Here is a 25,855-nt window from a genome sequence, read left to right on the forward strand (position 1 = left end):
CGTTTTTCAACAGTCTTGCGTATCGAAGTCTTTAAAGACCCGCCGCAGCCACTTTATCGTTTGCATCGCCTTCAAGATCGGCTTGAAGCGCCTTGTTCGCACCCGGGACATCCGAGGCCGCAGCCGTCAACCAAGTGTCATAACGCTCTTTCGAGACGACACGAACGGCGATCGGCATAAAGGCATGGTCCTTGCCACAAAGCTCGGAGCACTGGCCGTAATACAGGCCTTCCTTGTCAGCTTTGAACCAAGCCTCATTGATACGGCCCGGTACAGCGTCCATCTTCACGCCGAAAGCCGGAATAGTCCAGGAATGGATCACGTCGGCAGCTGTTACCAGAAGACGCACCGTCTCGCCAATTGGCACGACGACTTCATTATCGACAGCCAAAAGGCGCGGATAACGAGCGTGATCTTCCTTGCCGGCAGCAGCACGGTCGGCATCCTTGAGAATGAGCGAATCAAAGCTGACCGGCGTTTCGGTCTGATATTCATAACCCCAGTACCACTGATAGCCGGTCGCCTTAACCGTCAGTGTCGGATCCTCTGGTGAATATTGCGCTGTCAAAAGCTGAAATGACGGCACTGCCAAGAAAAGCAGAATGATCACCGGACCCACGGTCCAGACCACTTCGACCGCCGTATTGTGGCTGGTCTTGGATGGGTTTGGATTTGCGCTCGCGCGGAACTTAATCACGCACCAAATAAGCAAAGCCAGAACCAGCAATGTGATCGGAATGATAAACCAGAGCGTATATCGCTCAAACCAATGAATCTGCTCGGCAATACCCGTCGCAGCTTCCTGAAATCTTATCTCCCATGGACGCGGCTGATCCGCAAAAGCGGCACCGCTCGTCCACAGCAATGCGAAAGCACCAACGACGGCACCCCTCGTTGTGGCAACAATTTTATCCACCAGAACTCTCTCCCTTTTCGCCCTTTCAGGCTGGACGCCGGACGTTTAGACGGCCGTATCCCCCGTCAGCGTTCAAATCACACCTTAACGCACACCGCAAGGAAGGCGAATATGTTCCTGTGCGGCATTTTTGCGCGCAACCCTGCGTCAGAGCCACGCATCCCGCTCATTCAACAAAGCATCACAAGCCCTAGCTAAACTTGGGAAAACTTGGGAAAAACCACAGAAACACATAATGAAGCCATGATTTAGCAAGAGGTTTCCTCTAACGTGCCGCGTGATAATGGATGCAACTGCCGGGGATGCATCTGGGATGCAATGCCGGTATCACCTTTGCGATTATGGCTCGGAAGCGACAATAGCTTTTCACCGCCTGTTTCGGAGGGTAACGTCCCGGTGATTCGATCTGGAGATTTCATGATTTTCCGTACATCCGCCCGCCGCTCGATTTTCCAGCGTCTTGCCATCCTCGCAACGGGTACCGCTGTGGTACTCGCAGCTGCAGCAATGCCGTCTGTCGCGCAGGAAACTCCGACGCAGCTTCCAGCACCAACACAGGCCCCGTCGCAATCGCAATCTGCGACACCGCAGCAAAGCGGCACACTCAAGTCGCAGCATGGCGCGTGGGCGATCCTTTGCGACACGCCTGCAGGTGCCAAGACCGAGCAATGTGCGCTCATTCAGAATGTGGTTGCTGCCAAGCGTCCTGAACTTGGGCTTTCGGTCGTTGTCCTCAAGACCGCTGACAACAAGGCCCGGATTTTGCGTGTTCTTGCACCACTCGGCGTCTTGCTGCCAAATGGTCTCGGCCTCAATGTCGACGGCAAGGATATCGGCCGCGCCTATTTCGTGCGTTGCTTTGAAGACGGCTGCTATGCAGAAGTTATCCTTGAAGACGAGTTGCTCAATACCTTCCGCAACGGCAAGTCTGCGACCTTCATCGTCTTCCAGACACCGGAAGAAGGCGTTGGCATTCCTGTAGATCTCAAAGGTTTTGGTGAGGGCTTCGACGCCTTGCCTTGATAAGATTCCGGCGCCGACAGGCTGCAAACCGCATTCCGTTGTGCTTCCTGTGCTCGTGTACCTTTACTGCGGTTCCAGTTAATATTGAATCGTTGGAACCGCTGTAACTATTTGTTTTTGCGCATTTCCGAGCGCAAAACCGGTTCCCACTTTTGCTGGAAATGCTTTAAGTACATTGCGTTCCGGTTCTCGCGGCCAACGATTTTCGCCTCGCCATCCCCAGAATCGCGACACTTCTTAATCTCAAGGTTGTTCTCAACCGATTTAGCGCTTACATCCTGTGGCAAACACATGCCGCAGGATTATTTTTATGAAGAGCCTGATCGATAGCTTCGACGCCAACCGTGACGATATTGAACGCCTTGTTTCGCAGAGCCTGAAAGGCAGCGATGATGGCGAACTCTTCATGGAGTATCGCGAAGCGGAGGCGCTTGTCTTCGATAATGGACGGCTGAAGACCGGCACTTTCAATCAGGATCAGGGTTTCGGCCTGCGCGCCGTTGCAGGCGAAGCCATCGGCTATGCGCATGCAGGTGATTTGTCGCTTGCAGCCCTCAAGCGTGCGTCTGATGCGGTTTCCGCAACACTGACCGGTCATAGCGGTACCTATGCGGCAGCTCCGTCCGGCACCAACCGCCATCTTTATACCGACGAGAACCCTATCGGCTCGCCGACCTTCGACGCTAAGGTCCAGCTTCTGCAGAAGATCGATGCTTATCTGCGCGCGAAAGACCCGAAGGTGCGGCAGGTATCTGTCTCAATTGCAGGCTCATGGCAGCATGTTGAGATTCTTCGCGCTGACGGGCATTTCGTTCGCGATATACGTCCAATGGTTCGGCTCAGCGTTTCCGTCGTTGCAGGCAATGGCGATCGTCAGGAATCGGGCTCGCATACGCTAGGCGGACGCAAGGGCTTTGGCGACTTCATCACCACCGAAAGCTGGCAGCATGTGGCCGATGAAGCGCTGCGTCAGGCGCTCGTCAATCTTGAAGCCGTCCCTGCCCCTGCTGGCACTTACGACATCGTTCTCGGCAACGGCTGGCCGGGTGTGATGTTGCATGAAGCTGTCGGCCACGGCCTTGAGGGTGATTTCAACCGCAAGAAGACTTCGGCCTTTGCGGGGCTGCTCGGACAACAGGTAGCGTCGAAGGGGGTCACCGTTGTTGATGATGGTACGATTTCAGAGCGCCGCGGTTCGCTGACCATCGATGATGAAGGCACTCCCACCAATCGCACTGTGCTCATCGAAGACGGCAAGCTCGTCAATTACATGCAGGACCGGCAGAATGCACGTCTGATGGGCATGGAAGCAACCGGCAATGGTCGCCGCGAATCTTATGCACATGCGCCAATGCCACGCATGACCAACACCTATATGCTTTCAGGAGACAAGACGCCGGACGAGATCATCGCCTCCATGAAGAAGGGCATTTATGCCGTTTCCTTTGGCGGTGGGCAGGTGGATATAACGTCTGGGAAGTTCGTATTTGGCTGCACGGAAGCCTATATGATCGAGGACGGCAAGGTCGGGGCACCGATCAAGGGGGCCATGCTAATCGGCAACGGCCCGGACGCCATGCAACGCATTTCGATGATCGGCAACGACATGAAGCTCGATACCGGCAGCGGTAATTGCGGCAAGGGTGGACAATGGGTGCCAGTAGGCGTGGGTCAGCCGCATCTGCGTATGGATCAGGTTACGGTCGGCGGCACTGCGGTTTAAAATTCCGCCATGCAGCTGATCGATAAGTATCTACCGAATTATCGCTTCAACGAAATCCATGACTGCGATGTGAACGCCTCGCCCGAGGTAGTCTTGCAGGCAGCCATAGCTTATCGACCTGAGACGGACTTGTTTTTCCGCAGCATGATTGGCCTGCGCGAATTACCCATGCGAGCAATCGCACGCTTGCGCGGACGTGAAAGCTCAGTCGCACAACCTTTCGGCCTGCATGAGTTTACCTTGCTTGAACATGAACCGGGCCAGGCACTGGTCTATGGGCTTATAGGACAATTCTGGAAGGCTAATTTCGGCCTCTTCAAAATCGAAAGCGCAGAGGCCTATCTGGCTTTCCGCACACCGGGCGTTGCAAAGCCGGCGCTTACCTTCACCGTAACCGAACGAGGTGAGAAAGCGCGTCTTGTCACCGAAACGCGGGTATTTTGCCCCGACCGTGCCAGCCATCTTCGTTTTCTGCCATATTGGTATCTGATACGCCCCATCAGCGGCCTGATCCGGAACCGAATTCTCGGTTCCATCAAAAAGGCTAGTGGATTGAATTTGACGTTTGAATCCCAACTGACACATACGCTGCTTCAAACGTCAAATTCGAAAAATCCACTAGATTCATAAACTTGCTAGTGGTCTTCTTGATTCCGACATTTGTCCGATGCCTATATCCGAGGGATGCAAATGTCGGAATCAGACCACTAGTGAGAAGGGACTGCTGCAACCGGGAGAACGTGCATGAATATAATCGCCCATGTCGAAATTCCGGTCACAGATATAGACCGTGCTATCGCGTTTTATTCCGATGTATTTCGTGTTGGTTTTGGCAAGATTGCCGAAATCCACGGTAACCGCATGGCCTATTTCCCTTTTGAGGAAGGCAAGGAAGGCGCAAGCTGCGCGCTGGCCGAAGGCGAAGTCTATGTGCCGACCGTCAACGGGGCGATCATCTATTTCAGCGTGACCGACATTGATGCGGTCATTGCCCGTGCAACCGCGATTGGCAGTGATTTGCTGTTCCCAAAGACTGCTCTTCCAGATGGTGGTTTTGTTGCCGAAATTCTCGATAGCGAAGGCAACCGCATCGCCATTCAGCAGCTATAGACTTAAAGGAACTGGCCATATCACTGAAAATCCGAACAGGCGGTGTCTATAAAGATGCGCGCGGATATGAAGTGCTCATCGTCATGAAATACCCCGACGGCAAATTTTATGGTGCTCAGGGCACAGTTTATCTTGCAGACGGGCGCAGTGATGTGCACGTTTACAAAGATCAGGATCCATGGAGACTGGTCGAAGCGATAAATTAGAGCACATTACGATGATTCAACTTGATCCAGAAATGCTCTGAGCCGGAGGAGATAATGCCTGAAACGCCATATGACTGGAGCGGAAAGCAGCCTGAAAAGCGCTCCCGGCAAAAGCGCATGATGGTAATTGCAGCAGCAAGCATGATCGCCCTGCTCTTCACACTCGCCGTCGTAGACGCGATCCTCATTCTGATCGATTGATGCTGCCGGTCTATGAAATAGACTGCGTTGGCGTAAGTTCTCCTAAAGAACTCTGGCAACGCTATCTCGATACGGTGCTTGTTCTCGACCCGGAATCCTTCGGTTACACACTCGATTCATTCTGGGATGGTGTGCAATGGGGTGGCCCCGGCTGGCCCGGCGAGTGCGAACTGGTGTTCAAGAATGTCGAAGCTTTGAGCAAGCTAAAGACACTCGGTGGCAAACCATTTCTGGAAGCTTTTCGGCAGTTAGTGGCCGATACGGACCGGTTGAAAATCAGACTGGAATGAAGAGGAAACTCTATTCTCCAGTTGCATCATATTGGGCTGAAGCCGCAACAAGCGCATCAATGTCATCGGCACAGAGAAACGCTCTCAATGTTTCAAATTTTTGTTGATCCCAAGCATATATTCCGAGGCTCAGAAGGGTATCAACAATCGATGCCGCAAAACGAGACCGAATAGGAACTGCTGGATTGCCCGCCACTATGGCATAAGGTGCAACATCTTTGGTGACGATTGCGCCGGACGCGATGATGGCACCTTCTCCAATAGTGATCCCCGGCATGATCATCGCGCGCATTCCGATCCATGCGCCATCGCCAATATTGGTGTCACCCTTGCCTTGATATGCATCCAGAATGACTTCAGGGAATGGATATAGACTGAACCAATCCGTGCGATGTGTGTGATTTCCACCCATCAGAATGACTGCTTCTGCACCAATACAAACGTAGTCGCCAATATAAAGCTGATCGACCGGCCATTGGGATTCCCAAGCCTTCAGGCTGTATTCGTCACCGTACAAGTAACGAACGACGCTCTCCTCAAATGAGTCAGTCCAAGCATTGCTGTAATAGCTGTGTGTTCCTCGCACATGGATATTCGGGTTTTTGACCGTTTCATGCAGAAGTTCGACAACAGACCAGTGCTTGGTGGGAGGACTTATGAAAGACACGGCTTCTACAACTTTCCAGAAACTTATGGGGCAGTTCTATTCGAGATGCTCCAAAACTATTCCAGTCGCGACCGGAAACCCCAGCGACAACATCAACGATATTATCAGCCAAATTAAACGCTTAAGCCACCCGCAACCGTAATGACAGTTCCGGTAACGAATCCTGATTTATCAGAAGCCAGCCACAGAGCCGTTTGCGCGATATCTTCCGGCTCGGCAATTCGACCCATGGGTGTCATTGCGGCAATCTTTGCTGGTCGATCCGGGTTTCCGCTCAACATATGAATAGAGGTATTGGTTGTACCTACCCGAATGGCATTGACACGGATACCTTCAGGTGCCAGCTCTTTTCCCGCCCCTATCGAGATGGTTTCTACCGCACCTTTGGATGCAGCATAATGCACGTACTCGCCCGGGCTTCCCAAAACCGCTGCCACAGACGAGATATTGATAATCGTGCCACCTGCACCACCATTGGCCGAGGACATGCGGCGTGTCGCTTCCTGTGTGCAATACAACAACCCAAAGACATTGGTTCTGAAGGTTTGCTCGAGCGCATCGTCCTGAAGCCCCTGGATTCGGGTGTTCTGTCCGATGACGCCCGCATTGTTAACTAGGCAAGAAACGACGCCGAGCGCCTTGTCGCAGGCAAGAAACAAGGCTTCGACGTCTTGGCGGTTCGCCACATCACTCTGAACAGCAATTGCTTTTGCACCAAAACCCTCGCAGGCTTCGACTGTGCCAAGTGCTGCGTCTGCGTCGCTTAGATAGCTGATGCAGACATCATAACCTTCGCGGGCAAAGAGACGTGCGGTAGCGGCGCCAATACCTTTGCTGCCGCCTGTCACGATAACGACTGGCCTCAAATGCTCGTCCCCCCGCTTTGATAGCGGCTATGTAGAGCGGCTCCAGTTAAAACTGAACGGCTGGAATTGCTCTATCTGTTTTTTACGCATTTACCTCACGCAAAACCGCTTCGCACTTTAGTTCAAATGCTTTAAGCCGCCGGATCTTCTTCCAGAAGTCCTGTGACGAAATCAAACAGTCCTGGACGACGGTCGCGGCGCAGGCGCTCGGCAACAATGATCCCCTTTATGCCCGAATAGGACCGCTCAAGGTCTTCATTGATGACGATGTAATCGTATTTTACCCATTTTTGGATTTCAAAACGAGCATTCTGCAACCGTGTTTCAATCACGTCCGCCGTATCTTCCGCACGGCGGTTCAGGCGGTTCTGCAATTCGCGCATGGTGGGCGGCAGAATGAAAATCGATACCACGTCAGCAGGCATTTTGGCCTGCAACTGTTCAGCGCCCTGCCAGTCGATGTCGAACAGCATATCCTGACCATCGGCCAGTGCTTCCTCAGCCGTCTGGCGCAGCGTACCATAGAAGTTGCCGTGTACTTCCGCCCATTCAATCAGCTGGTCATTGTCGCGCAGTCGCTCGAATTCCCGCTTGGTGATGAAGTGATAATGCACACCATTGATTTCGCTTTGACGGCGTTCGCGCGTCGTAACGGAAATTGACAGCGAAAGCTTCATGTCCGGATCGTTGAGCAGCTGCCGCGCAATCGTGGATTTCCCCGCACCTGAGGGCGAAGAAATCACCACCATGAGGCCTCTGCGTGCAATGCCATGTTCAACCGAAGAGATGGCCATTTTCCGTTACTCCAGATTCTGTACCTGTTCGCGAAACTGATCAACGACCGCTTTCAGCTCAAGACCGATTGCCGTAATCGATGCTGCGTTCGATTTTGAACACAATGTATTCGCTTCGCGATTAAATTCCTGTGAAAGAAAATCAAGCTTGCGCCCGATGGGACCGCCATCTGCAAGCAACTTGCGCGCAGATGCGACATGCGTTTCAAGCCGATCCAGCTCTTCCTGAATGTCCGCTTTGGTCGCGAGAAATGCAGCTTCCTGATAAAGGCGCGTTTCATCGAGATCGCGCCCAGTATCCATTAATAACGATACCTGCCCTGCCAATCGGGTTCGGATAGCTTCTACGCTACGCGACGGGTCGTTACGTGCCGCCGATGTGAGGTGCTCGATTGTATCAACATGACCTGAAAGAATGGTCAAAAGTGACTGCCCCTCATGGGTACGCGCCTCGGCAATTGACTTGAGTGCAGCTTCAAAAGCCGCAATGACTGCAGCCTCAAGGCCAGCGCGCGCATTGTCGTCTTCCGACACCTGTGCCTGATCGATAATGCCGCGCAGCGAGAGAACGCCGTCAACACTTGCCGGAGCAAGTCCATGTCTCGCTTGCAATTCTGCACCGAGCTTCAGTACTTCATCAAGCATTGCCTGATTAATGACAAAGCCACCCTGAGCTTCCGCGCGCTCCACATTAAGGCTCGCTTGAAAATTGCCGCGCGAAAAGTAGCGTGCCAGAAGCGAACGGACAGCGTGTTCAGCACCTTCCAGCCCTTGCGGCAGGCGCAGGCGCAAATCCAGCCCTTTGCCGTTCACAGAGCGCACTTCCCACACAATGCGCGCTTCATTATCGGCTGCGCCATACTGCATCGCGTGGCGCGCAAACCCTGTCATGCTCTGGAGCGCCATGCTTACATTCCTTTTTTCGGCATTCACAAAGTGATAAACCGCCCAATTACTGGGCGGTGTTTTGCTGCTGTAATTGATTTTTTTCCTGCTCAACCGCGCGCCACTTGCGCACATTGGCATTGTGTTCAGCCAAGGTCTTAGCGAAAACGTGACCGCCTGTACCATCCGCTACGAAGTAGAGGTCTTCGGTGTCGAGCGGGTTGGCCACGGCCTCAAGCGCTGCACGACCCGGATTGGCAATCGGTGTCGGCGGCAAACCGTTGATGACATAGGTGTTGTAAGGCGTCGGCTTTTCGATGTCCGACTTGAAGATCGGACGGTCGGAGGGCTTGCCCGCGCCACCGAACAGACCATAAATGATAGTCGGGTCGGATTGAATACGCATGCCCTTGTTGAGGCGATTCACGAAGACGGACGCCACATGCGGACGTTCCGACGCGATACCCGTTTCCTTCTCGACGATGGAAGCCAGCGTCACAAACTCGTTCTTGTCCTTGACCGGCAGATCAGCGCGGCGTTTTGCCCACGTGTCATCAATCAGCTTCTGCTGCGAGGCAATCATACGGTTGATGATTTCCTCACGCGTTGTGCCGCGCGTGAAGTTGAGCGTATCTGTAAACAGCCCACCTTCAGGCGGCATATCTTTTGGCATGTCGCCAGCCAGAATCGGATCTGTAGAAATACGATCGAATACCTGCTTGACGGTAAGACCTTCAGGAATTGTCAGCGGATACATGATCGACTTGCCGCTGATGAGAAGCTCCATCACATCGCGCATTGTCGCACCAGCCGGGATCGCATATTCGCCAGCTTTCAGATCGTTCTCATGCCCGTAAGCGCGCATACCGTAACGGAAAATACGTGCATCGCTGACGATTTCGCGGCCTTCAAGGCTGTTGGAGACTTCAGAAACACCAGCACCGCGTTTAACGAGGAACGTCGTTTCAGCGGTCAAAGGGCCTTTGGAATCAAACTGGAGCTTGCCGAAGTAAAACAGAGCCGAAGCTCCCAGTAGCACCAGCACGATCAGCGATAACATGAAGTTCATGAAGACGACGATCTGGCTGCGCGCATGGCGCGAACGCTTGCGCGGCGGCGGCGTACCCGGTTCTGGGCGCAGAGCTTCAGAGGCAGATTTTGGCACGAAGGGCTTGCTTGCCGCGGCTTGCTCGGGCGTCACTGCAGCTTGCGGCTGCTGCTCAGCAGGATTGGTTCCGGGCTTTTCTTCTGAACTCACACCATCACCTCGTCCTGAAACCCGTGCGAAAGGGCATACAAATCAAACAAATTCTGTCTGATCACACTAAACGCAATTAGCAAGTTTAAACATTGCATCAGGTTATATTTTGGCAAAAACGCGGAGAAATCCCCGCGTTTTTGAATAGTTTAGTTTTTTAAAGCTCGATCGCTTAAGAATAACGACGCAGAACCAGCGAAGCATTGGTGCCGCCGAATCCGAAAGAATTCGACAGCGCAATGTCAATCTTACGTTCGCGCGCTTTGTGCGGCACGAGATCGATCTTTGTTTCAATCGCTGGATTGTCGAGATTAAGCGTTGCAGGCGCGATGTTGTCACGGATCGCGAGCGTCGAGAAGATCGCTTCCGCAGCACCGGCGGCACCAAGCAGGTGACCAATCGACGACTTGGTCGAAGACATGGATACCTTCGAGGCTGCATCGCCAACAACACGCTCAACGGCACCGAGCTCGATCGTATCGGCCATGGTCGATGTGCCATGCGCGTTAATGTAATCGATCTGGTCAGGCGTAATTTCTGCGCGCTTGATTGCAGCAATCATGCAGCGTTCCGCGCCCTCACCGCTCTCAGTCGGTGCTGTGATGTGGTAAGCATCACCCGAAAGACCGTAGCCGATGACTTCAGCGTAGATCTTGGCGCCACGCGCCAAAGCATGTTCCAGCTCTTCGAGAACCACAACGCCAGCGCCTTCGCCCATGACAAAACCATCGCGGTCGCTGTCATATGGACGGGAGGCTGCAGTCGGATCGTCGTTACGCTTGGTGGAGAGCGCCTTGCAGGCAGCAAAGCCCGCCAGCGAAATGCGGCTAACCGGCGATTCCGTACCACCAGCAACCATAACATCAGCATCGCCGAATGCGATCAGACGCGCAGCGTCGCCAATGGCGTGCGTGCCAGTCGCGCAAGCGGTTACGACCGAATGGTTGGGGCCGCGCAGCTTGTGCTTGATTGAAACATGGCCGGACGCCAGATTGATCAGACGGCCTGGAATGAAGAATGGCGAAATGCGGCGTGGGCCTTTGTCACGCAACGTAAGGCCCGCATCAACGATACCTTCGATGCCGCCGATGCCCGAACCGATCAGAACGCCAGTGCGGATCTGGTCTTCATCGCTTTCAGGATGCCAATTGGCATCGTCCAATGCCTGATCGGCAGCGCCGACAGCATAAACAATGAACGGATCTACCTTACGCTGTTCCTTTGGCTCCATATGGAGGTCGGGATTGAAGGTGCCATTGGTGCCATCACCAAGGGGGATGCGGCAAGCGATCTGGCAAGGCAGATCATCGACTTCAAATTCCGTGACGCGGCGAGCACCGCTGTCACCGGCAATAAGACGCTTCCAGGTCTCTTCGACACCGCTAGCAAGCGGCGACACCAGACCAAGACCGGTGATGACGACACGCCTCATATCCACCCCTTAAATTTGATAAACTTCGTTGGAGACATCCCGCAGGCGAAAAATGCCTCATACGGACGATGCTCAATCTTGATTACCGGCACGTTACCGGGCTGCAATTTGCAGCAGCCACAACCGGCTATTGGTAGTTGATGTTTTCCGGACAGGCTGCTTGCAGACGCTGACCAGAAGACAAGCAGGGCCGGGATTCGAAAGAATCCCAGCCCCGAAAGCTCAGATTAGGCAGAAGCCTTATCGATGAACTTCACAGCGTCGCCGACCGTGAGGATCGTTTCTGCAGCGTCGTCAGGAATTTCAACGCCAAATTCTTCTTCGAAAGCCATGACGAGCTCGACGGTGTCGAGGCTGTCTGCACCAAGATCATCAATGAAGCTTGCGCCTTCGGTGACCTTGTCTGCATCTACACCCAGATGCTCAACAACGATTTTCTTGACGCGCTCTGCGGTATCGCTCATGTCGGAACCTCGACCTGTTGTTAACTTGCTCTGCCTTGGTTAGCGGCATGCATGATTGTAATCAAGTTATAAGATGTCTGCCAAGTTTTGAGTTTACTCACCCTGACAGTCACCCTGTGGATATTCCTTGCGGAACAGGAAAACGGCATCTCGCAACCGAAATGCCGAAACTCTCGTCGGGCGCATTACCATGCTTCTTGAGCAAGGCAAAGCGCATTTTGCTTTTCAGAGCCCGACTTTAAGACTTTATATACCGTAAAATGCCGATTCAAGAGCCTTTAAAAGGCTTTTAAATCATAGCCATACCGCCATTGATGTGCAAAGTCTGACCTGTGACGTATGCGGCTTCGTCGCTTGCCAGATAAAGCACGGCAGCAGCAATATCACCACCAACGCCCATGCGCTTCATGGGGATGCTACCCATGATCGCTTCCTTCTGCTTTTCGTTCAGCTTGTCCGTCATTGCCGATTCGATGAAGCCAGGAGCTACGCAGTTAACCGTGACATTACGGCTTGCGATTTCCTGTGCAAGAGACTTCGAGAAGCCGATGAGACCCGCCTTGGAAGCGCAATAATTGGCCTGACCTGGATTGCCGGTCACGCCAACAATCGACGTGATATTGATGATACGGCCCTTGCGGCGGCGCATCATTGGATGGGTCAGTTCACGCGTCAGATTGAACACAGATGTCAGATTGACATTGAGAACCGCATCCCAGTCCTCATCGCTCATGCGCACAAAAAGACCGTCGCGGGTGATACCCGCATTGTTGACGAGAATGTCGACGCCACCCATTTCCTCCTCTGCCTTCTGGCCGAGAGCCTTTACGGCTTCGCGATCAGACAGGTTGGCAGGGAAGATGAAAGTACGGTCGCCGAGTTCAGCAGCCAGTTCTTTTAGTTTTTCTTCGCGTGTGCCGTGCAGACCGACGATAGCGCCCTGCGCATGAAGCGCGCGGGCAATCGCCTCGCCAAGACCGCCGGTTGCACCTGTGACGAGAGCCTTGCGGCCAGTCAGATCAAACATCTCAGATCCTCTTAAGCATTAAGTGCAGCAACCGCCGCATCGATTTCTTCGGCCGAGCCAACGGTTGCGCCAGTCACATCCTTGGAGATGCGGCGTGCAAGACCAGTCAGAACTTTTCCGGAGCCTACTTCATAAAGCGTCGTCACGCCATTAGCAGCAAACCATTCGATGGTTTCGCGCCAGCGAACCTGACCCGTGACCTGTTCAACGAGCAGATCAGAAATTTCATTGGCATCCGTCACAGGTGCCGCACGCACGTTAGCAATCAGCGGCACAATAGGATTGTGCTTTTCAACGGAGGCCAGCGCCTCCCGCATTGCGTCAGCAGCGGGGCCCATAAGCGTCGAATGGAAAGGTGCCGATACCGGTAGCATGATTGCGCGCTTGGCACCCTTTTCGGCAGCAAGCGATGCCGCCAATTCCACTGCAGCCTTGGAACCTGAGATAACCAGCTGACCGCCGCCATTGTCGTTGGCGATTTGTACCGAGCCAGAAGCCCTCGCTTCCGAGCAAATAGCTTCAACATCGCTATGCTCAAGACCGATTATCGCAGCCATTGCGCCTTCGCCGACTGGAACTGCCTTCTGCATTGCATTGCCGCGAATGCGCAGGAGACGGGCCGTATCCGCCAGTGAGAATGTTCCTGCTGCACAAAGTGCGGAATATTCGCCGAGCGAATGACCCGCTACATAGGCAACCTTTTCTTTCAGCGAAAACCCGCGCGCTTCCATGACGCGCAATGTGGCGATGGAGACCGCCATAAGTGCGGGCTGCGCATTAGCGGTTAGTGTGAGTACATCTTCAGGACCTTCGAACATCGTGGCAGAGAGTTTCTCGCCCAGTGCCGCGTCCACTTCCTCGAAAACAGCGCGCGCCTCAGCTAACTGTTCGGCCAGAGCCTTGCCCATGCCTACTGCCTGGCTACCCTGTCCTGGAAAGGTGAATGCTACTGCCATGAATGCCTCACTTGATCTGACAATTTTGCGCGATGTGCCCCAGCATAGGTTGAAAAGTCAAGTAATTGTCGGTTTTTCGAGGTTATGCGGCTTGCAAACCCGGGGAAAAACACGTATTAGCCGCCCGTTCGTTGCTGGCATTAGCTGGGGGCTGAACGGAGGAGCGGTCGGTTCTTCAACTATTTGTTGGACTGTCCGTGGAAGTCTAAAGCGCTTCTGCCTCCCGTGTCTCCGCTCTCGATTGTCTTTACCCAGCGTCCTTTCTTCTCCGGTTTTCCGGTATAAGAGAAGTCGCAGAGGCTTAGCCGTTAGTGTCAGCATGATGTAACAGAAGAAAGGCAAAGCCAATGGCTCTTTATGAACATGTGCTTCTTGCCCGCCAGGACATTTCCCAGCAGCAGGTCGACGCTCTCGTCGAACAGTACAAGGGTGTCCTCGAAGCTAATGGCGGCAAGGTCGGTAAGGTAGAAAACTGGGGTCTTCGTCCCCTCACCTACCGTATCAAGAAGAATCGCAAGGCGTATTACACGCTCGTAAACATTGACGCTCCGGCAGCTGCCGTTGCTGAAATGGAACGCCAGATGCGCATCAACGAAGACGTTCTGCGCTTCCTCACTGTTCGCGTTGAAGAACACGAAGAAGGCCAGTCGGCTATGCTTTCGCGCCGCGACGACCGTCGTGAACGCGATGGTGACGACCGCGGCCCACGCCGTCCACGCGAAGGCGGTTTCGACCGTGGTGATCGCGGCGACCGCGGTGATCGTGGCCCACGCCGTCCACGTGACAACGAAGCTGGTGAAGGAGCATAATCATGGTTGATATCAATCAGATCCCGACCCGTCGTCCTTTCCATCGCCGTCGCAAGACGTGCCCGTTCTCCGGCGCAAACGCACCGAAGATCGACTACAAGGACATTAAGCTCCTGCAGCGTTACATTTCGGAACGCGGCAAGATCGTTCCTTCCCGTATTACAGCTGTCAGCCAGAAGAAGCAGCGCGAACTCGCCAAGGCGATCAAGCGCGCTCGTTTCCTCGGCCTGCTTCCATACGTTGTGAAGTAAGATCTGAGTGAACTAAGACTTTTTGTGAGGCGGCAGTTTATGCCGTCTCACAATATTCCCCGGATGCGATGGGCGTGACCGGTGTACTAAAATCCCAAGTTGGGGTGAACGCGACTTTGTCCGCACCTCTAACTGCAAAACCGGCAATCCGGAGCAGGACAGCGAGTTTATGAAATTCAACGGAACCATCATTGGTGTCGGCATATTGGCGGGGCTTGCCTCGGCATTGATGTCGTCCGGCGTTATTGCCCAATCGGGAATGGCGGTGGTTCTCTATTTCCTGACACCGCTGCCTATTTTTGTTGCCGCTCTTGGCTGGGGTTCGAGCGCAGGGCTTGTTGCTGCTGCTGCTGCCACCATTGCTGTCGGCATTTTTGCGGCTCCAATGGCCGCATTGCTTATGGCGCTCACCAGTTACGCACCTGCTGCAATTGGTGCATATCTTTCAGGCCTAGCCCGTCCTGCCTCCGAACTCGGCGGTCCAAAAGACGTCATGGTCTGGTATCCGCTTTCGGATATCGTCTTCCGTCTGGCTTTGATGGTTGCTGCAAGTTTTATCGTCATCGGTATCATTCTGGGTTTCGGGCCGGATATGGCACGAGAACTCGCAAACACGCTGATCGACCGCCTTGCCGAAGCCGACCCACAATTCACTGCGACCGATGAAATGCGCCAAAGCGTCAGCGCGCTTCTGATGGTGGCACTGCCAGCAATCCAGCCAGCGACATGCCTCGCTATTCTGGTCGGCAATCTCTATTTGGCCCTGCGTCTGACTGCCCTTTCGGGTCGTCTGCGCCGTCCACGTGATGATTGGCCTGCAACAATGCGTATGCCACGTCAGGCACTGCTTGTTTTTGCCGTGGCTCTCGCAGTTGCGTTTTTGCCCGGCGCCGCCGGCCTCATTGCCACGGTAGTTGTTGGGGCACTGAGCTTCGGCTTTATGATCGCAGGCCTTGCGACTTTCCATCACCGCTCACGCGGAAAAGCATGGCGACCAGTCGTGCTGTGGTTCGTCTATGTGGCGATCATCCTGTTCGCATTTCTGCTTTTCATCTTCATGGTTTTCGGTCTTTTCGATACATCGCGCGGCGCGCCAATCTCGAAAATCCCGAATACTGATAACCAATAAACTCATTGAGACACTCGAAAGGAAACTCAAATGGACGTTATTCTTCTGGAACGTATCAGCCGCCTCGGTCAGATGGGCGACACTGTTAAGGTCAAGGACGGCTTTGCCCGTAACTTCCTTCTGCCACAGGGCAAGGCTCTTCGTGCCAACGAAGCCAACCGCAAGAAGTTCGAAGGCCAGCGCGCGCAGCTCGAAGCTCAGAACCTTGAGCGCAAGAGCGAAGCTGAAGCAGTTGCAACCAAGCTCAACGGCGAATCGTTCATCGTTGTTCGTTCGGCTGGTGAAACCGGTCAGCTGTACGGTTCGGTTTCGACCCGCGACATCGCTGACATCATCACTGCAAATGGCTTCAACCTGCACCGCAACCAGGTTGAACTGAAGCAGCCAATCAAGGCAATCGGCGTGCATGACATCGTCATCTCGCTGCATCCTGAAGTCGAAGTTACGGTTTCCGTAAACATCGCTCGTTCGACTGAAGAAGCCGAACGTCAGGCAAAGGGTGAAGACCTGACCTCAATCGAAGCCATCTACGGCATCGAAGAAGCACCTCTTGCTGAAGAAGTCTTCGACGAAGGCGAAGAAGGCGAAGATCAGGCTTAATCTGCCCTGCTCTTTCCTCCAAGGAAGCAATGCTCTTCAGCCATGTTTCCAATGGTGGTAAACTTTATATGATCATGCCCGGCGGTCTCCGTCGGGCATTTTCTCTTTTCAGATCGGAAATTTTGCCTATTCTCTTCATTAGTATTGGATTGGAGAGGTGCTGACGGAAACGTCCGCGTTTGCTCAGGCGAATAGCCAGAAGCCAGCCAGGAATCGACTGACCGAAGGGAATAGCCTGAAAATCTGATGACAGAGCGGCTTGAATTCAGGCAACAAGCCGCCTGCCATGCAACCGCATGGATGTTTGCACTTGCTCCAATCTCAACAAGGAGATGGGGCCAATGTATGGAATGCTGCGTACTGTTCTTTCGCATATGATCAAAATCGGCGACCTGACGGTTACTGATTCTGGTGGAGCTGCTAATCAGTATGGAGACAAGACCGGTAACCCGGTTCATATCCGTTTTAATACACGTCATGCCGAGCGCGCCGTAGCGCTCGACCCTGAACTGAAGCTCGCAGAATGCTTCATGGATGGCGAAATCGATTTTGTTGAAGGCGATATCTATACACTGCTCAAAATCGTCTTTGAGAACACTGGCCCAACGGCTGCCACCGAACCTTGGATGAAGGCAGCGGGCAAATTCCGCGTATTGTTTCGCCGCTTCCAGCAAATGAACACGATTGCTCGATCATCGAGCAATATCAAAAGCCATTATGATCTTTCAGGTGCGCTTTACGATCTGTTTCTGGACCCCGACAAGCAGTACTCCTGCGCATATTTCGATCCACCCAATGCGACACTTGCCGAAGCACAGTTGGCCAAGAAGCGGCACATTGCAGCAAAGCTTCTCGTCAAGGACGAGCATAAGGTGCTCGACATCGGCTGCGGCTGGGGTGGCATGGGTCTTTATCTTGCCCGTTTCCTCAAAGCCAATGTGACGGGTGTCACGCTCTCGGAAGAACAACACGCCATCGCCAATAAACGGGCCATCGAAGAAGACCTTGCAGACCGTGCAAATTTTCAGCTCACCGATTATCGCAATATCGATGATCAGTTCGACCGACTTGTTTCAGTCGGTATGTTTGAGCATGTCGGCGTTGGACACTTCGCCGAGTATTTTCAACATGCGGCACGCTTGTTGAAAAAAGACGGCGTTTTCCTGCTTCATGCGATTGGCCGCGCCGATGGACCCGGCGCGACCAACCCATTCATCCGCAAGTATATCTTCCCAGGCGGCTACATTCCGGCTCTTTCAGAAGTATTGCCACACATTGAGAAAGCCGGGCTTTACGTTACCGACATTGAAATCCTGCGGCTTCATTATGCAGAAACACTGAAAGAATGGCGGCTTGCTTTCATGGAGCATCGCGAGGAGGCAAAAGCACTTTATGACGAACGCTTCTGCCGCATGTGGGAGTTTTATCTGGCAGCCTCCGAAAGCGCCTTCCGCTGGCAAAACATGATGGTCTTTCACATCCAGATTGCTCACAAGCAGGAAGCTGTGCCACTAACGCGAAATTACATCGAGGCGGAAGAAAAGCGATTAAAACGGCTAGACAGCGCGCCGAAAGGGGCCAACAGCGAAACGCAAGCACCCAAAAAACGGGCCAAAGCTCAATAATGCTGAGATACAAAAAAGGGCTGTGTGAACATTCACACAGCCCTTCATGCTTATTCAGCGTTAGGAACACCAGCTTCCCATTTATCCCAATGGGTCGTGATTTCATCGACGACCGGAGCGCCGACGAGGTAGATATTCTTGACCGTTTCCGCAAAACCGCCAGCGGTTTCGCCCGGTGCTGGATCAAGATGCTGCAACGTCGTTTCGCTTGGATTGCCCTGATCGAAGTTCACGGCTCCACGCAAGCTGAGAATACGATCCGTGCCGAACTGGCGCTTGATAACGAGTGTGATCGAAGCTGCTTCCATTTCGGTGATCAGATAGTCATCCGCGCCATAGAGCTTTGAAATATACTGTGCTTCTTTTGACAATCCCGGGCCGTGAAAGAAAGTATCACCCGTCATATGGGTGCCTTCCTTCAAAGACGGTGCTGATTGTGCAGCTTTGTCCGGATAACGCATCCGGTAGGCTTGCGCCTCTGTCGAATCCTCAAGCTTCACGTCTTTTCCAAGACGTATGGCGGCAGCAACAAGATCGGGGTTGAGCTTGAAGACGCGATAGTCCTCATAGCCCTTGCGTGGCATGAATACCGGCTCGCCCGGCTTCCCTTCTTCGGGTGCCCAACGATGTCCGAGGTCATAATCGACAAGCCAGGTCGCCCAGCTCACATCGCCGATGGTTCCGCGCGAAGGCGGTGTACCTGCAACGCCCGACAGAACATAATAGCTCTTCGAGAAGTTAAAAGCCGGATCAAGCAGAATGGCTTGCATGCTGGCGGATGAGTTGACCTTGCCCATGCCAAGAACCGCACCGCAAACACCCTCGTCATTGCAATAGACCGGCTTCAAAGCGCCCTTTACCTCAATAGGCTTCGCGTCTTTCCAATAACGTTCATACCAGTTTTGAAACTCGCCGACGCGATCACCGCTGTTCTCGCCAATTTCAAACATGGCAGCGATGAAAACCTTGACCTTGATGGGCTCGGACGCAGCCGCCGGAAAAGACAGGAACGACAAAGCGGCGATAGCTGCCAGCCATATTGGTAAGAAACGAGAACGCATGAAAGACTCCCTCTGAACACGATATCGGGTTTCGTATCAGCAGCCATTCTGCATCACAACGTTCGTCAAGTCCCGGTGCAAAAGTTTAAACCCCAAACTGTGGATGCCTGTGAATCATGGTATAGCTTATCTCTCCCGGCAGGAATCACCTTGAGGCTGCGTTGCGTTTAGCTTCACTTCAGGTCTAGCTGGGAAGATCAGAGACAGGACCAGAGAATCATGGCGGAAGCGGCGGTACGCAAACTTGATGATGCGCGCGAGCAAAAAGATGCGCTTTATCGTGAAGCACCCCACAATATTGAAGCGGAACAGGCACTCCTCGGTGCTATTCTGATCAACAATGACGCTTTTTACCGGGTTTCGGACTTTCTGAAGCCAACCCATTTCTTCGAGCCTTTGCATCGTCGTATCTACGAAATTTCCACCGACCTTATCCGTGTCGGCAAGATGGCCAATCCGGTTACGATGAAGACCTTCCTGCCCAATGAGGGCAAGATCGGTGATCTGACCGTATTCCAGTATGTGGCACGCCTGGCGACCGAAGCTGTGACCATCATCAACGCCGAGGATTATGGCCGCGCGATCTATGATCTTGCGACACGCCGCGCGCTCATTGGCATTGGCGAAGACATGGTCAACGTCGCCTATGATGCGCCAGTCGACAACGCCCCACAGGAGCAAATCGAGGACGCGGAACGGCGCCTGTTCGAGCTTGCAGAAACCGGGCGGTATGACGGTGGCTTTCAGCCGTTCAAAGATGCGGTCACTACCGCGGTCGACATGGCGAATGCTGCTTTCATGCGCGATGGTCATCTCTCCGGTGTCTCTACCGGCATTCATACGCTTGATGGCAAGATGGGCGGCTTGCAGCCTTCCGACTTGATCATCCTCGCCGGTCGTCCGGGTATGGGTAAGACTTCGCTTGCCACCAACATCGCTTTCAACATCGCCAATGCTTATGAAGCCGAACAGCAGGCTGATGGCACGATGAAAGCCAAGAATGGTGGCGTTGTTGGCTTCTTCTCGCTCGAAATGTCGGCGGAACAGCTCGCAACACGTATCATTTCCGAGCAGACGGAAGTTTCATCGTCAAAAATCCGTCGCGGCGACATTACCGAGACCGATTTTGAGAAGCTTGTTGCCTGTTCGCAGGTCATGCAGAAGATACCGCTTTATATCGACCAAACGGGTGGTATCTCGATTGCACAGCTTGCAGCGCGTGCGCGCCGCTTGAAGCGCCAGCGCGGCCTTGATGTTCTGGTTATCGATTACGTCCAGCTGATGACCGGTTCGTCCAAGGCTTCAGCACAAAACCGCGTGCAGGAAATCACAGAAATCACCACCGGCTTGAAGGCGCTCGGCAAAGAGCTCAATGTTCCGATCATTGCGCTGTCACAGCTCTCTCGTCAGGTAGAAAGCCGCGAAGACAAGCGCCCGCAGCTCTCCGATCTTCGTGAATCAGGTTCTATCGAGCAGGACGCCGACGTGGTGCTGTTCGTGTTCCGCGAAGAATATTACGTCAAGAATCTCGAACCGCGTGACGAATTCGATCCTAAATACGAAGAATGGAAGCAGCACTTCGAAAAGGTGCGCGGCACGGCCGACGTTATTGTGGCCAAGCAGCGTCACGGACCGACCGGCACCGTTAAGCTCGCCTTCCAGGCTGAATTCACGCGATTTGCAGATCTGGCCGAGGGGTCTTATATCCCGGAGCAGTATGAATAAAATCACGATTAAGACGGAGCGTGCCTGATGGCCAAGGCACGTGTTCAGTTCATCTGCCAGAATTGCGGCGCGGTTCACACGCGCTGGGCGGGTAAGTGCGACTCCTGCGGCGAATGGAACACGCTTGTCGAAGAAGGCACCAATAGCGGCATCGGCTCCGGTCCCGGCTCCATGCTTTCCAAACGCAAGGGCCGAGCTGTTGCTCTCACCTCGCTTTCAGGCGACATCGAAGACGCGCCACGCATCATCTCCGGTATCAGCGAGCTTGACCGTGTAACGGGCGGCGGGTTCGTGCGCGGTTCCGCAGTCTTGATTGGTGGCGATCCGGGTATCGGCAAATCAACACTGCTGACTCAAGCAGCTGCAGCTCTTGCAAACCACGGCCATCGCATCGTCTATGTGTCGGGTGAAGAAGCAGTCGCGCAGATACGTCTGCGTGCACAAAGACTTGGCGTGGCGTCCAGCGCAGTCGAACTTGCAGCGGAAACCAACGTCGAAGACATTCTTGCCACCGTTTCCGACGGCAAACGGCCTGATCTGGTCATTATCGATTCCATCCAGACATTGTGGACCGACATGGCCGACTCAGCCCCCGGAACCGTTACTCAGGTTCGGTCGTCCGCTCAGGCAATGATCCGCTATGCCAAGCAAACGGGCGCTGCAGTGGTTCTCGTTGGTCACGTGACCAAGGAAGGGCAAATAGCCGGTCCGCGCGTTGTCGAACACATGGTCGATGGCGTTCTCTATTTTGAAGGCGAAGGCGGGCACCAGTATCGGATCTTGCGCACCGTCAAAAACCGCTTCGGCCCAACCGATGAAATCGGCGTGTTTGAAATGTCTGATGGCGGTTTGCGAGAAGTCTCGAACCCGTCCGAGTTGTTCCTCGGCGAGCGTAACGCGAAATCTCCGGGTGCAGCTGTCTTTGCTGGAATGGAAGGCACTCGCCCTGTTCTTGTTGAGATACAGGCACTTGTTTCCCCCTCATCGCTTGGCACGCCGCGCCGCGCTGTTGTCGGGTGGGATGGAAGCCGCCTCGCCATGATTTTGGCCGTGCTCGAATCACATTGCGGCGTCCGTTTTGGCCAACACGATGTCTATCTCAACGTCGCTGGCGGCTACCGCATCAGCGAACCTGCAGCCGATATTGCTGTGGCTGCAGCACTTGTTTCGTCCATTGCCGGTATTGCCCTCCCGGCAGATAGTGTTTATTTCGGCGAAATCAGCCTTTCTGGCGCTGTTCGTGCGGTGTCACATGCAGTACAGAGGCTAAAGGAAGCTGAAAAACTCGGCTTCCGGCAAGCAGTTGTGCCCGGTGGAAGTAGCGAGCTTTGGAAAGAGCGCAACTTTGGGCTTATGGAAACAACTGCCCTGTCGGACCTTGTTGTGCGCATTGCCGCATCGGGTCCGGGCAAGAAATAACCCTCGCCTGCAAACATCAGGTTGCAGATCATTGAATTTAATGGGATTTAACGGCGGAAGATTTCGTCAACTTTCCGGTGTTATGCTCCCGCAAGTTTGACTGCCCCGCAGGTGCTCGAATGCAAAAAGCCACGCTGCGTATAAATTAAGGACAGGCCAGAATGCCGATTACGTTACTTGATGGAATTCTACTCGGAATAACGCTGGTTTCGGCCGTTCTTGCGATGGTCCGCGGTTTTTCTCGCGAAGTGCTTTCGCTGGTTTCCTGGGCTGCAGCGGCTGCAGCGGCATATTTGTTCTATATGCCCGTGCTGCCATTCCTTCAGCCCTATATCAACAACGAGACCATCGCAAAGATCGCAGCCGCAGGTGCAGTTTTCCTCGTGGTTCTGATCGTTGTTTCGCTGATCACCATGAAGATCGCCGACTTCATCATCGACAGCCGCATCGGTGCGCTTGACCGCACGCTCGGCTTTTTGTTCGGTGCAGCACGCGGTGTTCTTTTGGTTGTTGTCGCTATGCTGTTCTTCAACTGGTTGGTTCCAACCAACCAGCCTGCTTGGGTGAACAATGCGAAATCCAAGCCAATGCTTGATTCCTTCGGCCAGCAGTTGATCGATCTCCTGCCAGCCGATCCAGAATCGGCAATCAAAAAGTTCAAGCCTGGGCAGGAAACTCCGGCACCAGCTGGTGGCCAGCCAGGTGATCAGACCGAGACGCCTGTACCGGACGATACACCGGCTGCAAACTGATCTCGAATACACCTTTTTGAAACCGGCAGCATAAAGCTGTCGGTTTCATCTGTTTTTAGTCAAAGTCTTACACTATATCAGCGGCTGAAACGCACAGCATGCAAGGGATCGCTTTTAAAACGCGGCCTTTTCCTGTAAATGTTGCTTTTAGTAACCGCAATCGAAAGGCCTTGCGGACAATGTTCCAACAATCGCATGACGAAAACTCCTTTATGCTAGACGATGATACGTTGCATGAAGAGTGCGGTGTATTTGGCATTCTTGGCCATGAGGACGCCGCAGCGCTGACCGCTCTGGGCCTGCATGCCCTTCAGCATCGCGGACAGGAAGCAGCGGGTATTGTGTCCTACCACAACCGTCGCTTTCATTCTGAACGGCATATGGGACTGGTGGGCGACCACTTCACCGATGCCTCGACGCTGAACCGCTTGCCCGGCGATCGCGCCATCGGTCATGTACGCTATTCCACGACTGGTGAAACAATCCTGCGCAATGTGCAGCCATTGTTCGCAGAGCTGGAAGTTGGCGGCATCGCGATTGCGCATAACGGCAACTTTACCAACGGCATTACGCTGCGTAAGCAGCTCATCGCCTCCGGCGCAATCTTTCAGGCGACGTCCGACACCGAAGTTGTGTTGCACATGATTGCGCGCTCGCGTCAGGTCTCATCAAGCGCACGCTTCGTCGATGCTATCCGTCAGGTCGAAGGCGGCTATGCCATGCTGGCGCTGACCCGCACCAAGCTGATTGCTGCTCGTGATGCAGTTGGGATTCGCCCTCTCGTTATGGGCGAACTCGACGGCAAGCCAATCTTCTGTTCTGAAACCTGTGCGCTCGATATCATCGGCGCGAAATATATTCGCGACGTCGAAAACGGCGAAGTCATCATCTGTGAAATTCAGAAAGATGGCTCCATCACCACTGAATGCATCAAGGCAGACAATCCACAGCCTGAACGGCTTTGCTTGTTTGAATATGTCTATTTCGCACGTCCGGACTCGGTTGTCGGCGGACGCAGTGTCTATGTCGCCCGCAAAAACATGGGCATTAACCTGGCTGCCGAAGCCAGCGTCGAGGCCGATGTGGTCGTGCCAGTGCCCGATGGCGGAACGCCTGCGGCACTCGGCTTTGCACAGGCCAGTGGCATTCCGTTCGAATATGGCATCATTCGCAATCACTATGTTGGCCGTACCTTTATCGAGCCAACGCAGCAAATTCGTGCCCTTGGTGTGAAGCTCAAGCATTCGGCCAATCGTGCGATGATCGAAGGCAAGCGCGTCGTTCTGGTGGATGATTCCATCGTGCGCGGCACCACCTCGGTCAAGATTGTGCAGATGATCCGCGATGCAGGTGCGAAGGAAGTGCATATCCGCGTTGCAAGCCCGATGATCTTTCATCCGGATTTTTACGGCATTGATACGCCGGACCGTGAAAAGCTGCTCGCAAACCAGCATGACAGCCTTGAGTCCATGTGCCGTTATATCGGTGCGGATTCACTGGCTTTCCTTTCGATTGATGGTCTTTACAAGGCTGTTGGCGGTGAAGCGCGGGATCCGAAGGCACCCGCCTTCACCGATCACTATTTCACGGGTGAATACCCAACCCGCCTCCTGGATCAGGAAGGCGAAAGCAACGTTCATACGTTGTCCCTGCTCGCCAGCAACGGCTAATCATTCATCTTCACGCAGGCGGCCCCAAAGGCCGCCTCGCTTTTATTGTAAATCTCATGACTGAAATTGGGGACTGGAATGAGCATCGACCTTACAGGCCGTCTGGCTTTGGTAACGGGCGCATCGCGCGGCATCGGCTATTTTCTTTCACTTGAACTGGCAAAACGCGGTGCGCATGTGATCGCTGTTGCGCGTACCGTTGGGGGACTGGAAGAACTCGACGATGATATTCGCAAGCTTGGCGGCAGCTCTACGCTCGTGCCGCTCGACATTACCGACATGGAAGCAATTGACCGTCTCGGCGGCTCTATTCATGAGCGCTGGGGCAAACTCGATATCATGGTTGCGAATGCTGGCGTTCTTGGTACGATTTCCCCCATCGGCCATGTTGAAGCCAAGACTTTCGACAAGGTCATGAACGTCAATGTTACCAGCGTATGGCGTCTGATCCGCACCACTGACCCGCTGCTGCGAGCGTCCGATGCAGGACGTGCAATCCTGCTTTCATCGGGTGTCGCCCATTCCTGCCGCGCATTCTGGGGCCCTTATGCGGCTTCCAAGGCTGCTGTCGAAGTTATGGCGCGGAGCTGGGCTGAAGAAACCAAGCAGATGAAACTCAACGTCAACTCGGTCAATCCGGGCGCAACCCGCACGGCCATGCGTGCACAGGCGATGCCGGGGGAAGACCCAGACACTCTGCCAACACCGCAGTCTGTGGCTGAGAAAATCGTCAAACTCGCCGATCCGGCGCTTGATGTATCAGGTAAGCTGTTTGACGTCCGTCAGGACCGCTTCCTCGACTATCATATGCCGTCCTGATTTTTACTTTTCCGGCCTTGCATAAAACCAGGGCCGGATTTAATTTATATGCGTCACAGCGGCTCCAGTTAAAAATAAACCGCTGTAACTATTTATTTTTACGCATTACCCTACGCAAAACAGCTTGGCACTTTTGCTGGAAATGCTTTATTCCGCTCTCGCCGCATCTTTGAGCCT

General features: G+C 53.8%; 27 protein-coding genes. 16 read left to right on the forward strand and 11 right to left on the reverse strand.

Annotation, left to right across the window (positions count from 1 at the left end; genetic code table 11):
- Positions 1–31: 31 nt before the first annotated feature.
- Complete coding sequence (gene coxB, locus OIV19_RS14875) at positions 32–916, reverse strand: cytochrome c oxidase subunit II (RefSeq protein WP_095446186.1); 885 nt, start codon at positions 914–916, stop codon at positions 32–34.
- Between the two features lie 417 nt (positions 917–1,333).
- On the opposite strand from coxB, the gene OIV19_RS14880 reads away from it, so the two are divergent.
- The 6 genes from OIV19_RS14880 to OIV19_RS14905 all read left to right on the forward strand — a co-directional run bounded on the left by OIV19_RS14880 (position 1,334) and on the right by OIV19_RS14905 (position 5,469).
- A complete protein-coding gene (locus tag OIV19_RS14880; protein ID WP_095446185.1) occupies positions 1,334–1,939 on the forward strand; it encodes an invasion associated locus B family protein in 606 nt (201 codons plus the stop codon).
- A 310-nt stretch (positions 1,940–2,249) separates the two neighbouring features.
- Positions 2,250–3,662 (forward strand): metalloprotease TldD, encoded by a 1,413-nt coding sequence (gene tldD / locus OIV19_RS14885; RefSeq protein ID WP_264232126.1) that lies wholly within the window; start codon positions 2,250–2,252, stop codon positions 3,660–3,662.
- A gap of 9 nt (positions 3,663–3,671) precedes the next feature.
- Complete coding sequence (locus OIV19_RS14890; protein ID WP_264232127.1) at positions 3,672–4,292, forward strand: hypothetical protein; 621 nt, start codon at positions 3,672–3,674, stop codon at positions 4,290–4,292.
- Between the two features lie 114 nt (positions 4,293–4,406).
- Complete coding sequence (locus OIV19_RS14895) at positions 4,407–4,772, forward strand: VOC family protein (RefSeq protein WP_095446182.1); 366 nt, start codon at positions 4,407–4,409, stop codon at positions 4,770–4,772.
- Positions 4,773–5,032: 260 nt separating this feature from the next.
- The gene (locus OIV19_RS14900; RefSeq protein WP_157743454.1) at positions 5,033–5,179 is read left to right on the forward strand and encodes a hypothetical protein; all 147 of its coding nucleotides are present in this window, start codon (positions 5,033–5,035) and stop codon (positions 5,177–5,179) included.
- Positions 5,179–5,469, forward strand: coding sequence for a hypothetical protein (locus OIV19_RS14905; RefSeq protein ID WP_095446181.1), 291 nt, complete (start codon positions 5,179–5,181; stop codon positions 5,467–5,469). The genes OIV19_RS14900 and OIV19_RS14905 overlap by 1 nt, the downstream gene beginning before the upstream one ends.
- Before the next feature lie 10 nt (positions 5,470–5,479).
- Here OIV19_RS14905 and OIV19_RS14910 read toward each other — a convergent pair whose 3' ends face one another.
- From OIV19_RS14910 to fabD, 9 genes are all read right to left on the reverse strand, one after another.
- A complete protein-coding gene (locus OIV19_RS14910; RefSeq protein ID WP_264232128.1) occupies positions 5,480–6,136 on the reverse strand; it encodes a CatB-related O-acetyltransferase in 657 nt (218 codons plus the stop codon).
- Positions 6,137–6,249: 113 nt separating this feature from the next.
- Positions 6,250–7,002, reverse strand: coding sequence for an SDR family oxidoreductase (locus OIV19_RS14915; RefSeq protein WP_264232129.1), 753 nt, complete (start codon positions 7,000–7,002; stop codon positions 6,250–6,252).
- A 131-nt stretch (positions 7,003–7,133) separates the two neighbouring features.
- Complete coding sequence (gmk, locus tag OIV19_RS14920) at positions 7,134–7,796, reverse strand: guanylate kinase (RefSeq protein WP_095446179.1); 663 nt, start codon at positions 7,794–7,796, stop codon at positions 7,134–7,136.
- Positions 7,797–7,802: 6 nt separating this feature from the next.
- The gene (locus OIV19_RS14925) at positions 7,803–8,702 is read right to left on the reverse strand and encodes a YicC/YloC family endoribonuclease (RefSeq protein ID WP_095446178.1); all 900 of its coding nucleotides are present in this window, start codon (positions 8,700–8,702) and stop codon (positions 7,803–7,805) included.
- Positions 8,703–8,748: 46 nt separating this feature from the next.
- Positions 8,749–9,939 carry an endolytic transglycosylase MltG gene (gene mltG / locus OIV19_RS14930; RefSeq protein ID WP_095446177.1) on the reverse strand — a complete coding sequence of 397 codons (1,191 nt, stop codon included), beginning with the start codon at positions 9,937–9,939 and terminating at the stop codon, positions 8,749–8,751.
- Positions 9,940–10,111: 172 nt separating this feature from the next.
- Positions 10,112–11,371, reverse strand: coding sequence for a beta-ketoacyl-ACP synthase II (gene fabF / locus OIV19_RS14935; RefSeq protein ID WP_095446176.1), 1,260 nt, complete (start codon positions 11,369–11,371; stop codon positions 10,112–10,114).
- 227 nt (positions 11,372–11,598) lie between these two features.
- On the reverse strand, positions 11,599–11,835 hold the full coding sequence (locus tag OIV19_RS14940) for an acyl carrier protein (RefSeq protein WP_002963616.1): 237 nt from the start codon (positions 11,833–11,835) through the stop codon (positions 11,599–11,601).
- 289 nt (positions 11,836–12,124) lie between these two features.
- Positions 12,125–12,862: a 3-oxoacyl-[acyl-carrier-protein] reductase gene (gene fabG / locus OIV19_RS14945; RefSeq protein WP_095446174.1), complete on the reverse strand. Its 738-nt coding sequence runs from the start codon at positions 12,860–12,862 to the stop codon at positions 12,125–12,127.
- Between the two features lie 11 nt (positions 12,863–12,873).
- On the reverse strand, positions 12,874–13,818 hold the full coding sequence (gene fabD, locus OIV19_RS14950; protein ID WP_264232130.1) for an ACP S-malonyltransferase: 945 nt from the start codon (positions 13,816–13,818) through the stop codon (positions 12,874–12,876).
- A gap of 347 nt (positions 13,819–14,165) precedes the next feature.
- Here fabD and rpsF point away from each other — a divergent pair, with 347 nt between their 5' ends.
- The 5 genes from rpsF to OIV19_RS14975 all read left to right on the forward strand — a co-directional run bounded on the left by rpsF (position 14,166) and on the right by OIV19_RS14975 (position 18,232).
- Positions 14,166–14,627, forward strand: coding sequence for a 30S ribosomal protein S6 (rpsF, locus tag OIV19_RS14955; protein WP_024896181.1), 462 nt, complete (start codon positions 14,166–14,168; stop codon positions 14,625–14,627).
- A 2-nt stretch (positions 14,628–14,629) separates the two neighbouring features.
- Complete coding sequence (gene rpsR, locus OIV19_RS14960) at positions 14,630–14,878, forward strand: 30S ribosomal protein S18 (RefSeq protein ID WP_006466219.1); 249 nt, start codon at positions 14,630–14,632, stop codon at positions 14,876–14,878.
- A 169-nt stretch (positions 14,879–15,047) separates the two neighbouring features.
- Positions 15,048–16,007 (forward strand): DUF2232 domain-containing protein, encoded by a 960-nt coding sequence (locus tag OIV19_RS14965; RefSeq protein ID WP_264232131.1) that lies wholly within the window; start codon positions 15,048–15,050, stop codon positions 16,005–16,007.
- A gap of 30 nt (positions 16,008–16,037) precedes the next feature.
- Positions 16,038–16,607 carry a 50S ribosomal protein L9 gene (gene rplI, locus OIV19_RS14970; RefSeq protein ID WP_264232132.1) on the forward strand — a complete coding sequence of 190 codons (570 nt, stop codon included), beginning with the start codon at positions 16,038–16,040 and terminating at the stop codon, positions 16,605–16,607.
- A 341-nt stretch (positions 16,608–16,948) separates the two neighbouring features.
- On the forward strand, positions 16,949–18,232 hold the full coding sequence (locus OIV19_RS14975; protein WP_151091355.1) for a cyclopropane fatty acid synthase: 1,284 nt from the start codon (positions 16,949–16,951) through the stop codon (positions 18,230–18,232).
- 50 nt (positions 18,233–18,282) lie between these two features.
- Here the strand turns inward: OIV19_RS14975 and OIV19_RS14980 are convergent, their stop codons facing one another.
- A complete protein-coding gene (locus OIV19_RS14980; RefSeq protein ID WP_264232133.1) occupies positions 18,283–19,293 on the reverse strand; it encodes a purine-nucleoside phosphorylase in 1,011 nt (336 codons plus the stop codon).
- 219 nt (positions 19,294–19,512) lie between these two features.
- On the opposite strand from OIV19_RS14980, the gene OIV19_RS14985 reads away from it, so the two are divergent.
- The 5 genes from OIV19_RS14985 (at position 19,513) to OIV19_RS15005 (ending at position 25,678) form a co-directional block, all read left to right on the forward strand.
- The gene (locus OIV19_RS14985; RefSeq protein WP_095446168.1) at positions 19,513–21,018 is read left to right on the forward strand and encodes a replicative DNA helicase; all 1,506 of its coding nucleotides are present in this window, start codon (positions 19,513–19,515) and stop codon (positions 21,016–21,018) included.
- Between the two features lie 27 nt (positions 21,019–21,045).
- Positions 21,046–22,437, forward strand: coding sequence for a DNA repair protein RadA (gene radA / locus OIV19_RS14990; protein WP_095446167.1), 1,392 nt, complete (start codon positions 21,046–21,048; stop codon positions 22,435–22,437).
- Between the two features lie 161 nt (positions 22,438–22,598).
- Complete coding sequence (locus OIV19_RS14995) at positions 22,599–23,189, forward strand: CvpA family protein (protein WP_151091353.1); 591 nt, start codon at positions 22,599–22,601, stop codon at positions 23,187–23,189.
- A 179-nt stretch (positions 23,190–23,368) separates the two neighbouring features.
- Positions 23,369–24,859, forward strand: coding sequence for an amidophosphoribosyltransferase (gene purF / locus OIV19_RS15000; RefSeq protein ID WP_264232134.1), 1,491 nt, complete (start codon positions 23,369–23,371; stop codon positions 24,857–24,859).
- 78 nt (positions 24,860–24,937) lie between these two features.
- Entirely contained in the window at positions 24,938–25,678 is a 741-nt protein-coding gene (locus tag OIV19_RS15005) for an SDR family NAD(P)-dependent oxidoreductase (RefSeq protein ID WP_264232135.1), read from the forward strand.
- Positions 25,679–25,855: the final 177 nt, after the last annotated feature.

Origin of the sequence: Brucella sp. HL-2 (assembly GCF_025846885.2) — a bacterium.
Lineage (GTDB): Bacteria > Pseudomonadota > Alphaproteobacteria > Rhizobiales > Rhizobiaceae > Brucella > Brucella quorumnocens.

What these genes read in the sequence shown, in the direction of transcription:
- OIV19_RS14985 (WP_095446168.1), top strand. Translation starts at nt 19,513, where the DNA reads ATGGCGGAAGCGGCGGTACGCAAACTTGATGATGCGCGCGAGCAAAAA.
- OIV19_RS14895 (WP_095446182.1), top strand. Translation starts at nt 4,407, where the DNA reads ATGAATATAATCGCCCATGTCGAAATTCCGGTCACAGATATAGACCGT.
- OIV19_RS14900 (WP_157743454.1), top strand. Translation starts at nt 5,033, where the DNA reads ATGCCTGAAACGCCATATGACTGGAGCGGAAAGCAGCCTGAAAAGCGC.
- OIV19_RS14925 (WP_095446178.1), bottom strand. Translation starts at nt 8,702, where the DNA reads ATGGCGCTCCAGAGCATGACAGGGTTTGCGCGCCACGCGATGCAGTAT.
- OIV19_RS14975 (WP_151091355.1), top strand. Translation starts at nt 16,949, where the DNA reads ATGTATGGAATGCTGCGTACTGTTCTTTCGCATATGATCAAAATCGGC.
- fabG (WP_095446174.1), bottom strand. Translation starts at nt 12,862, where the DNA reads ATGTTTGATCTGACTGGCCGCAAGGCTCTCGTCACAGGTGCAACCGGC.
- rpsF (WP_024896181.1), top strand. Translation starts at nt 14,166, where the DNA reads ATGGCTCTTTATGAACATGTGCTTCTTGCCCGCCAGGACATTTCCCAG.
- fabF (WP_095446176.1), bottom strand. Translation starts at nt 11,371, where the DNA reads ATGAGGCGTGTCGTCATCACCGGTCTTGGTCTGGTGTCGCCGCTTGCT.
- OIV19_RS14890 (WP_264232127.1), top strand. Translation starts at nt 3,672, where the DNA reads ATGCAGCTGATCGATAAGTATCTACCGAATTATCGCTTCAACGAAATC.
- OIV19_RS14880 (WP_095446185.1), top strand. Translation starts at nt 1,334, where the DNA reads ATGATTTTCCGTACATCCGCCCGCCGCTCGATTTTCCAGCGTCTTGCC.
- OIV19_RS14965 (WP_264232131.1), top strand. Translation starts at nt 15,048, where the DNA reads ATGAAATTCAACGGAACCATCATTGGTGTCGGCATATTGGCGGGGCTT.
- purF (WP_264232134.1), top strand. Translation starts at nt 23,369, where the DNA reads ATGTTCCAACAATCGCATGACGAAAACTCCTTTATGCTAGACGATGAT.
- fabD (WP_264232130.1), bottom strand. Translation starts at nt 13,818, where the DNA reads ATGGCAGTAGCATTCACCTTTCCAGGACAGGGTAGCCAGGCAGTAGGC.
- OIV19_RS14980 (WP_264232133.1), bottom strand. Translation starts at nt 19,293, where the DNA reads ATGCGTTCTCGTTTCTTACCAATATGGCTGGCAGCTATCGCCGCTTTG.
- rpsR (WP_006466219.1), top strand. Translation starts at nt 14,630, where the DNA reads ATGGTTGATATCAATCAGATCCCGACCCGTCGTCCTTTCCATCGCCGT.
- OIV19_RS15005 (WP_264232135.1), top strand. Translation starts at nt 24,938, where the DNA reads ATGAGCATCGACCTTACAGGCCGTCTGGCTTTGGTAACGGGCGCATCG.
- gmk (WP_095446179.1), bottom strand. Translation starts at nt 7,796, where the DNA reads ATGGCCATCTCTTCGGTTGAACATGGCATTGCACGCAGAGGCCTCATG.
- radA (WP_095446167.1), top strand. Translation starts at nt 21,046, where the DNA reads ATGGCCAAGGCACGTGTTCAGTTCATCTGCCAGAATTGCGGCGCGGTT.
- OIV19_RS14995 (WP_151091353.1), top strand. Translation starts at nt 22,599, where the DNA reads ATGCCGATTACGTTACTTGATGGAATTCTACTCGGAATAACGCTGGTT.
- OIV19_RS14940 (WP_002963616.1), bottom strand. Translation starts at nt 11,835, where the DNA reads ATGAGCGATACCGCAGAGCGCGTCAAGAAAATCGTTGTTGAGCATCTG.
- tldD (WP_264232126.1), top strand. Translation starts at nt 2,250, where the DNA reads ATGAAGAGCCTGATCGATAGCTTCGACGCCAACCGTGACGATATTGAA.
- OIV19_RS14905 (WP_095446181.1), top strand. Translation starts at nt 5,179, where the DNA reads ATGCTGCCGGTCTATGAAATAGACTGCGTTGGCGTAAGTTCTCCTAAA.
- rplI (WP_264232132.1), top strand. Translation starts at nt 16,038, where the DNA reads ATGGACGTTATTCTTCTGGAACGTATCAGCCGCCTCGGTCAGATGGGC.